The organism is Candidatus Electrothrix sp., assembly GCF_052785085.1.
Genome location: NZ_JALAAI010000137.1, coordinates 1 through 9356 on the forward strand (window position 1 = coordinate 1; position 9356 = coordinate 9356).

Below are 9356 nucleotides of genomic sequence, written 5' to 3' on the forward strand. Positions count from 1 at the left end.
TCCCTTGGTTACCAATGACAAATCGTTTTTTATTACATTAATACCAGAAAAATCTCAAATGTCCATTTTTTTCTGGTGTAAAATTAAAAGATTAACCAGCTAGCAGAAAAAGGCTGTCAGGGGCCTGTATTAGGAATAAATTTAGAGTTAGAGGTTCATGGGATGTGTTACGGGGTATATTCAACGACTATTCTTCAGCAGAATCGCTACGTAATAATGTAATAGAAAAAAAACAGCCTGTTCCCATATTTATAGCTTCAACATTTTCACCTTGTTTTTCAGATGCTCCGCAGGGGGAACGATATGAACTTTCAAATGTAACACTCTCCGTTAGATTAAAGGAGTTGATGCCAATGAGCAAGCATCTGATTGAGATAAGTCCTTTTCAATGGGGATCAGACCGGTATAAATTTTCTAAAGAATTTCCTTTTAAATTAAGCAGCGCTGTCGACTGGACGGCATTATCAAGCGCGGTAGTTGATGCGCCCTCCCTTCGTGAATGCCGTGCATTAGATCGGAAGAGCACACCACAAGGTGAATATGTGCCCTCTCCTTCAGGAGATGACCAAGAAATATATCTAGCTGATGGTGGATTCACAGACAATCTGGCTGTAAGAAATCTAATTGAACGGGGTTGTGAAAATATTATTGTAATAGATGCAGAACATGACCCTGCCTTTACATTTGAGGGATACCAAAGAGTACGCAAGGATTTGGCTGAGTCACCGAATAACAAATTAAAATTAATTATCAAGCCAATTGATCAATGGTTGAGAACTCAAGATGCCAAGAAATGCCAAGATCCAGATAACAATGAGTGTTTTTATTCTGATAACAGTGAAAACCCTATCGTGAAAAATCCGGTAATGACGGGATGTATATCATCTTCCAATAATTGCAGAGCAAAAGATAAAACATTATCATATGTTAAGCTATCAATAGACCCTGATAAGATATCAAACGATGAATTAAAGGAATATTACAAATCAATCAACGTGAAATGTTCAGATCCTTCAATCGTTAGGGGTAAAGATAAAAGCTGTTCATTTCCACATACCCCGACATTCAAATTAGATTATAGTTCCTCTGAATTCAAGGCACACAGACTTCTCGGCGAAGAACTTATTAATGCAAACATTGATCTCATTAGAAGGAACATCATGCGTAGCCAAGAATGAATTTGTTTCGCTTCAGGCTTAATCTGACATTTTTTCCCTCGGGCTGCTGATTTATATTCAATTGGTTAAAAGTTGGATAATGTGATGTCCTGAACAGGAAGCACACCCCCTCTTCCTGTTCAGGGCTTATAAAACCCTCTCTACCCCTCACCCCTCCCAAAAAGGCGACATCTCCCGCAGATCAGCAATAATCCTGGGCATCTTTTCCAACACAAAATCCACTTCTTCCTCAGTATTATATATAGAAAGGCTGAAACGGATAGACCCGTGGGCCGCAGTAAAAGGAACCCCCATTGCCCGTAGCACATGGGACGGCTCTAGGGAACCCGAAGTACAGGCGGAGCCGGAAGAGGCGCAGATACCGTGCTGATTCATGTGTAAAAGAATGGCCTCACCTTCCACATACTCAAAGCTGATATTGCTGGTATTGGGCAGGCGATTTTCCACATGACCATTAAGGATAGATTTGGGGATTGAAGCCAACAGCCCCTTTTCCAGCTTATCCCGTAAGGCCCGCACCCGAGTATTTTCCTCGTCCATCATCTCACCAGCCAGCTGACAAGCCCGGCCCAATCCAACAATGGAGGCCACGTTTTCCGTGCCCCCGCGCCGTCCGTTCTCTTGATGCCCACCGTGCAGAAAAGGAAAAAAAGGTGTCCCTTTACGAACATAGAGCACTCCGACACCCTTGGGCGCATGGAGTTTATGGCCGGACAGGGAAAGGAAATCAATCTGATTTTCCTGCATATTAATAGGAATCTTGCCCACGGCCTGGACCGCATCACTATGAAAGAGGATGCCCCGATCCTTGGCCATTGCTGCCATTTCTTCCACCGGAAAGAGCACCCCGGTCTCGTTATTGGCCCACATAACCGAAACAATGGCCGTGTCCTCTGTCAACGCTTCCTGATAGGCATCCATATCCAGAGTACCGTCCGCATCCACCATGAGTCGAGTCACCCGATGTTTATGGCCGGTCAGCATATCCAGGGTTTCACAAAGATTCTTGACCGCCGGATGCTCCACTCTGGTGGTAACAATATGCCGATGTTCCGGCTGGCTCTGCAAAGCGGATAGGATCGCTGTGGAATCACTTTCTGTGCCGCAACTGGTGAACACGATTTCTTCCGGGTCTGCTCCCAGCAGCTCAGCAATCTGGGCGCGGGCCTGCTCAACCACCTGCCCGACCTGACCGCCAAAGGTATGCATGGAAGAGGGATTGCCGTAGCAATCCTGAAGAAAGGGCATCATTACCTCCAACACCTCAGGAGCAATCCGGGTGGTGGCATTATTGTCCATATAAATGACCTTGTCGCTGCCGCAGTTCATTATTTCTCCTCCTCAACAATCAGGCTGTCCACCACCTGTTCACGCAGTTTCTTTTCCACATACTCTTTCAGAGTTGTCCGGGAGGAATGGCAACCAGCACAAGCCCCTCGCAGAGAAACCGTGACAAAATCGCCGTCCACATCCACTAGCTCAATATCACCGCCGTCCTTTTTCAAGGTAGGTCGAATTTCTCGTTCCAGGACTTGCTCAATCTTTTTAATCTTCTGCAGGGTGGTCATTCGCTGTTCTTTGACAGGCGTGCTCTTTTTCGACAGGCCTTCCACGGTCTGCTGAAGAATATCCCGCAAACGATCCTCACACTTGCCGCAACCACCACCTGCCTTGGTAAAATTGGTGATCTCCTCCACAGAGCGCAGACCTGACTCCTGAATAGCCCGAACAACTTCCAGATCCGTAACACCAAAGCACTCGCAAACCACCTCGCCCTGAGCCATAGGGAGGATCACACCCCGGTAATCAGCAATGGCCGCTTCCAGGGCTTCGCGGCCCATAACCGAGCAATGCATTTTTTCCTTGGGCAGGCCGCCCAAGGCCTCGGCAATATCCTCATTGGTGACCTTGGCCGCCTCGTCTACGGACATGCCCTTGATCAACTCGGTCAGGACTGAAGAAGAGGCAATAGCAGACGCACAACCAAAGGTCTTGAATTTTGCATCAACAATAATATCGTTTTCATCCACCTTGATGGTCAGCTTCAGCGCATCACCACAGGCCAACGATCCCACGTCGCCAGTACCGCTGGGTTCTTCTATTTCGCCCACATTTTGCGGCTGCATAAAATGTTGCTGTACTTTATTTGTATATTCCCACATAATAGTCTATTAATATATAAACGAAGGTTTAATGGTCTTCAGGCCGAGTTCACCGTTCCCCACGGTCAGGGGCCCGCAGTTGTTCTCGCAATTGTTCTACAAGAAGGAAATCCTTGCTGAGTATTTCACCAAGATTACCTCAAAATGAAAGGGCATGCACGGGTTAAGGTTGACAACAGGGCTTTTTTTTATAATAGTTTTCCCTTTACATTGCGGTAGGCAATCTTGTACCGTTGAATACATTATTTATACACTGTTGAGTTAATCAGTTATTTTATAAAAAAGACCTGTGGTCTGGGAGATGAAAACATGGAACAAGCACACGATGAAAAGCTGATTCTTTGGTTTGACGAGATCGGTATTGAAGATGTGCCGCTGGTTGGCGGTAAAAACGCCTCGCTGGGTGAGATGTATCAACATCTCACCGGAAAAGGCGTTGCTGTACCGCATGGATTTGCCATTACAGCCTATGCTTACCGCTATCTGCTCAAAGAAGCTGGCGTTGAAGATGAGATCCGACAGGTACTGTCGGATCTGGATACTGAGAATATGACCAATCTGGCGGAACGCGGAGAAAAATGCCGAGATATTATTCGTACTGCTAAATTTCCTGATAAACTGCGTGATGCCATTATTGATGCCTACAAAAAAATGGAGGCTGAGTACGGAAAAAACTGCGCTGTGGCTGTCCGTTCTTCTGCAACTGCTGAGGATCTGCCGGATGCCTCGTTTGCCGGTCAGCAGGAGACCTACCTGAACATTCACGGGTACGAAAATGTTATTGAGAACTGCCGTAAATGCTTTGCCTCTCTGTTTACCAACCGGGCGATTTCCTATCGTCAACACCAGGGCTTTGGTCAATTTGATGTCTACCTGTCCATTACTGTGCAGAAGATGGTTCGCTCAGACTCTGCTTCTTCTGGTGTTATGTTCTCCATAGATACCGAATCTGGTTTTGCAGATGCCTGCTTTATCACCGGTGCCTGGGGGCTGGGTGAAAACGTGGTTCAGGGTGCAGTTAACCCGGATGAATACTACGTGTACAAGCCCAAACTCAAGGAAGGCAAGCGTCCTGTTGTCTCCAAAAAGGTTGGTTCCAAGGCCATCAAGATGATCTATGATAATGATCCATCCTCTGAAGAGCCGGTTAAGAATATCGACACCACCCAAGAAGAGCAAAACGCCTATGTTATCAATGACGATGAAATCCTGCAACTCGCCAACTGGGCCTGCATTATTGAGGATCATTACGGCAAGGGCATGGATATCGAATGGGCCAAGGATGGTGATGGTAAGGAAGTAGGTACTGGTGAGCTTTTCATTGTCCAGGCCCGGCCCGAGACTGTGCATTCCCAGGCCAATAAAGGGGTCATGGAGACCTATAAACTGCAGGAGAAAGGAAATGTTCTGGCAGAAGGTCTGGCTGTTGGTACCAAGATCGGTCAGGGTGTGGCCCACTGTATTGAAAATGTCAAAGACATCGGTACCTTTAAAAAAGGGGAGGTCCTGGTTACGGACATGACCGACCCGGACTGGGAACCGATCATGAAAATTGCAGGTGCCATTGTCACTAACCGTGGTGGTCGTACCTGCCATGCCGCAATTATCTCCCGTGAGTTGGGTATTCCTTGTGTTATCGGTACAGGTGATGCGACGGATAATATCAAGACTGGCCAGGAAGTCACTGCTTCTTCTGCTGAAGGTGAGACCGGTTATGTGTATGAGGGGCTGCTCAAATACGAGGTTGAGACCACTGACCTTGCTAATATGCCTGCCACCAAGACCAAGATCATGATGAACCTGGCCATCCCGGAAAAGGCCTTTACCGAATGCCAGATTCCCAATGACGGCGTTGGCTTGGCCCGTGAGGAGTTTATTATCAACTCCCATATCGGTCTCCATCCGCTGGCCCTGTACAACTATGAGGAGCTCAAGGCATCTGACGATCCTGAAAAGCAGGAGATCGTGAAGCATATTGACGAGAAGACTGCTGCCTATTCCGATAAAAGGCAGTTCTTTATCGACAAGGTTGCTGAGGGTGTTGGTCGCATTGCTGCGGGTTTCTACCCCAATGACGTTATTGTCCGCCTGTCTGACTTCAAGAGCAACGAGTACGCTAACCTGGTCGGTGGCCCTCTGTATGAGCCGGAAGAGGAAAACCCCATGATCGGCTGGCGTGGGGCTTCCCGCTACTATGATCCCAAATATCGCCCGGCCTTTGAGCTGGAGTGCCAAGGCTTGAAAAAGGCGCGGGACGAGATGGGGCTGGACAACATCAAGCTGATGGTGCCTTTCTGCCGTACTCCCGAAGAAGGCAAGAAGGTCATTGAGGTCATGCGGGACTGCGGTCTGGTCCAGGGCGAGAACGGCCTGGAACTCTACGTTATGTGCGAGATTCCCAGCAACGTGATCTGCGCTGATGCCTTTGCTGATATTTTTGACGGCTTCTCCATCGGTTCTAACGATCTGACCCAGCTCACCTACGGCCTGGATCGTGACTCTGGTATTGTAACCGGTATCGCTGATGAGCGAGACGATGCTGTGAAGGAGATGATCAAGATGGTGATCAAGACGGCAAAACGTCGTGGTCGCAAGATCGGTATCTGTGGTCAGGGTCCCTCTGACTTCCCTGACTTTGCCACCTTCCTGGTTGAGGAGGGCATTGACTCCATGTCTCTGATCCCGGATACAGCCGTTAAGACACGTCTGGCTGTGCATGAGAAGGAGAAAGAGATGGGAATTGCGCCTGAGTAAACTGAGGAGCTACAGCTAAGGAGTTAGAAAAGGGCGGGTCGCTTTGGCGGGTCGCCTTTTCTCTTGAATGAGGTGATTATGAACGCAGAACTCGCAAGATCAATAACGATAAAAAACAGCTATGCTGAGATCCTCTCGTCATTTAATGACGATCTTCAGTCCGCGGTTGATGCTGCGCTGCAACGCTATCTGATTGATGAAATTGCCGGAAAAATAACTGAATTGAAAAAGAAGGATTGGGGATTTCAGAAAAAGTACGGCTGCGATTACAAAACCTTTGCTCTTCGGACCGCTGAGGATGAAAAATATATTGAGCATATTGAGACAGCCATAACGAAATTATGGGAGACCGTCTGGTGGGCGAAAAAATTATCATTGAAGAGGACAATTTTGAAGAAGGGCTGACAAACGCGCTTGTTGCAGCAGACATACGTGCTGAGGACATTGGTGCTTCAGATACCTCATAATTTTTAACAAGAACGCAAAAGCAAGGAAAAATCATGCAGCTTAGTGAATATTTAGAAAATGTGACAGGGAAAGGCGTTTTAGCAACAGCAGATGCAACAGGAAAAGTGGATGCTGCAGTCTACGCCAAACCGCATGTTATGGAAGACGGTCAACTGGCCTTTATTACACATAAACGTTTAACATACAGCAACCTGCAATCAAATCCTTATGCAACCTACCTTCTTATTGAAGATGGACCACATTATAAAGGCATTCGTTTGTTCTTAAAAAAAGTAAAGGAAGAGACAGATTCGGATTTGATTGCCAAGCTAACAAGACGTCATTTGTCCCCAGAGAAGGATGAAAACAAGGGGCCAAAGTTCGTTGTCTTTTTTGTTGTGGAAAAAATACTTCCCCTGATCGGCAACAGGGAAACAGAAATACAGCATATCGTGTGATAAGAGGGAGTACAGGAGGAAACATGGGGTCATCATCCCCTGTTTCTTCTTTTTTCTCAAAACCACAGCCCCTTGCCCGTAGCCAGAGCGATTATTTTGAAGAACTTTTCCGGCTCAAATGGCTTGGTAACATAAGCATCCATTCCTGACTCAAGGCATCGTACACGGTCTTCAGGCATTTCATACGCTGTCATGGCGATAATAATCGGTACTCTTGATCCTTGCAGGTTTTTCTGTACACTTTGAAGGAGTTCCTGGTAGAGTTCAGAGGTTATAGTCTGCGATTCAACCATTCTTATCAATTTTGTCGTTTCAATGCCGTCGAGTTCCGGCATCTGAACATCCATAAGAATTACATCAAATCGAGCTGAGGCAAGTTTTTTTAACACCTCTACACCGTTTTCAGCCTCAACTACCGTATGGCCTTTTTTTTCAAGTACGATCCTGGCAAGTTCCCGGTTGAACGGGTTGTCTTCAGCCAGGAGAATTTTCAATGATGGCAGAAACACTTGATCGGCATTCTCCATGGACATCACACTCCTTGCATTTTTATTACCTTTTGGGTAACAGGAGGTGAAGTAGAAGGCACTCCCTTTCCCTGGTTCACTTTCCACCCAGATTTTCCCTCCCTGCAGCTCTATAATCTTTTTGGAGATTGCAAGTCCAAGCCCTGTACCTCCATACGTTCTGGTTATACTGTTATCGGCCTGAGCAAACCTGTCAAAAATGCGTTCCTGAACTTCCTTGGCAAGACCAATCCCAGTGTCTTTGACACAAAACTGCAGAACAACATTATTATCTTCCTGGCTCAATTCTTCAACTTCAATACTGATCTGGCCTGCCTCTGTAAACTTGATCGCATTGCCTACCAGATTAAGCAGAACCTGGCGCAACCTGTATTCGTCACCAATTAAAGATATTATCGGATGCGTCGAAAGCAGATACGTTAATTGCAACCCTTTTTCCCTGGCACTTACTGAGAGGGTCTGGGTGACAGCCTGTAATACTTCACCCAAAATAAAAGGACGATTCTCAAAATGAATCTGGCCAGCTTCAATTTGAGAAAAATCCAGATTATCATTGAGTAAAGAAAGAAGATATTGTGAAGAATCCTGTACGGTCTCCAGGTAATGGCGTTGTTCTGCGGTTGCGGATTCAAGGGCCAGACGGGTCATACCGATAATGGCATTCATCGGCGTTCTGATCTCATGGCTCATATTTGCCAAAAATTCGCTTTTGGAAAGATTGGCTACTTCAGCGTTCATCCTGGCCTCGGCCAGCTCTTCTTCAAATCTCTTTTGTTCCGTGATGTCATGGGTTATTCCAATAGAATGAATGGTCTCGCCAAACTCATCAACAATTTCTTCAGATTTTTCCCTGACGACCCTCACTTCACCGTTCGGGCGAACAATCCGATGAACGACTTCATACGCTTGTTTATTTTTAATGGCACTGGTGTATGTGATGTCCACAAGTTGTCTGTCATCCGGATGAACTGTATCCAGGAATGCTTTGAAGGTGGGCCTGCATTCCTGGGGGGTACACCCGATTATCCGGTATATTTCATCAGACCAGGTGAGAATGTCCTGCTTGATATCCAGATGCCAGCTGCCGACATGGGCAATTTCCTGGGCACGATTCAGTATTATCTCTTTTCTTCGTAACTCCTCCTCCATTCGTTGCCGCTCTTTGAGTTCGCTTTTTAGCCTGATTATGTTCTTACGCTCACGGACAACCCGGTGTATTTTCGCCTGGAATTCTTCCCTAATAAACGGCTTGGCAATAAAATCACAAGCCCCGGCATTAATAACATCAATATAACCGTATTGTTCCGTAAAACCTGTAACTATAATAACATCAGTCTGCGGGAAATCATTTTTGATGTGCTTAAGGAGTTCCATACCACCCATATTGGACATCATAATGTCGGTAATGACAATATCGAATTCTGCATTCTCCATGAGTTTAAGAGCCGCAACCCCATCTGTCGCTTTTGCGATCTCATAATCCAAGGGCGAAAGGAATTTGAACATAATGTCCAACAGTTCTTCATTATCTTCAACAATGATTATTTTAGTTTTCATATCGTTTCCTCAACACTTTTTGGACAAGGTGATGCAAGCGGTACAGTTGGTATACAGATCAATATCATCGGGTAAGGAATAGCGGAAGCGAACATCTGCTTCGGTCTGGGAATGACAGCTGGAAATAATGCGGAAACCGTTGGAGAGTAACCGTTCAGACCCCTCTCATTTTTTTTACGCAGCAAGAGGCAGAGGAGGCACATCCAGCCCCTGGCGCCGAGCCGTGATAACCTCAGCGAGATATTTCCACGGACAGGCGTTGCGCTTCCTACA

The 9356-nt window shown here is 46.4% G+C and carries 7 protein-coding genes; 4 read left to right on the forward strand and 3 right to left on the reverse strand.

Annotated features, from left to right (window positions below; genetic code table 11):
* Positions 1–353: 353 nt before the first annotated feature.
* Positions 354–1178 carry a hypothetical protein gene (locus L2082_RS16605; protein WP_446011994.1) on the forward strand — a complete coding sequence of 275 codons (825 nt, stop codon included), beginning with the start codon at positions 354–356 and terminating at the stop codon, positions 1176–1178.
* Between the two features lie 147 nt (positions 1179–1325).
* Here the strand turns inward: L2082_RS16605 and nifS are convergent, their stop codons facing one another.
* Complete coding sequence (nifS, locus tag L2082_RS16610; RefSeq protein WP_446009833.1) at positions 1326–2507, reverse strand: cysteine desulfurase NifS; 1182 nt, start codon at positions 2505–2507, stop codon at positions 1326–1328.
* Positions 2507–3340, reverse strand: coding sequence for a Fe-S cluster assembly protein NifU (gene nifU, locus L2082_RS16615; RefSeq protein ID WP_446009832.1), 834 nt, complete (start codon positions 3338–3340; stop codon positions 2507–2509). Before nifU ends, nifS begins: the two co-directional genes overlap by 1 nt.
* Positions 3341–3649: 309 nt before the next feature.
* On the opposite strand from nifU, the gene ppsA reads away from it, so the two are divergent.
* The 3 genes from ppsA (at position 3650) to L2082_RS16630 (ending at position 6999) form a co-directional block, all read left to right on the forward strand.
* Positions 3650–6094 (forward strand): phosphoenolpyruvate synthase, encoded by a 2445-nt coding sequence (gene ppsA, locus L2082_RS16620; protein ID WP_446009831.1) that lies wholly within the window; start codon positions 3650–3652, stop codon positions 6092–6094.
* 78 nt (positions 6095–6172) lie between these two features.
* Positions 6173–6499, forward strand: coding sequence for a hypothetical protein (locus L2082_RS16625; RefSeq protein ID WP_446009830.1), 327 nt, complete (start codon positions 6173–6175; stop codon positions 6497–6499).
* A gap of 95 nt (positions 6500–6594) precedes the next feature.
* A complete protein-coding gene (locus L2082_RS16630; RefSeq protein ID WP_446009829.1) occupies positions 6595–6999 on the forward strand; it encodes a pyridoxamine 5'-phosphate oxidase family protein in 405 nt (134 codons plus the stop codon).
* Positions 7000–7055: 56 nt separating this feature from the next.
* On the opposite strand, the gene L2082_RS16635 is transcribed toward L2082_RS16630, so the two are convergent.
* On the reverse strand, positions 7056–9083 hold the full coding sequence (locus tag L2082_RS16635) for a response regulator (protein ID WP_446009828.1): 2028 nt from the start codon (positions 9081–9083) through the stop codon (positions 7056–7058).
* Between the last annotated feature and the right edge of the window lie 273 nt (positions 9084–9356).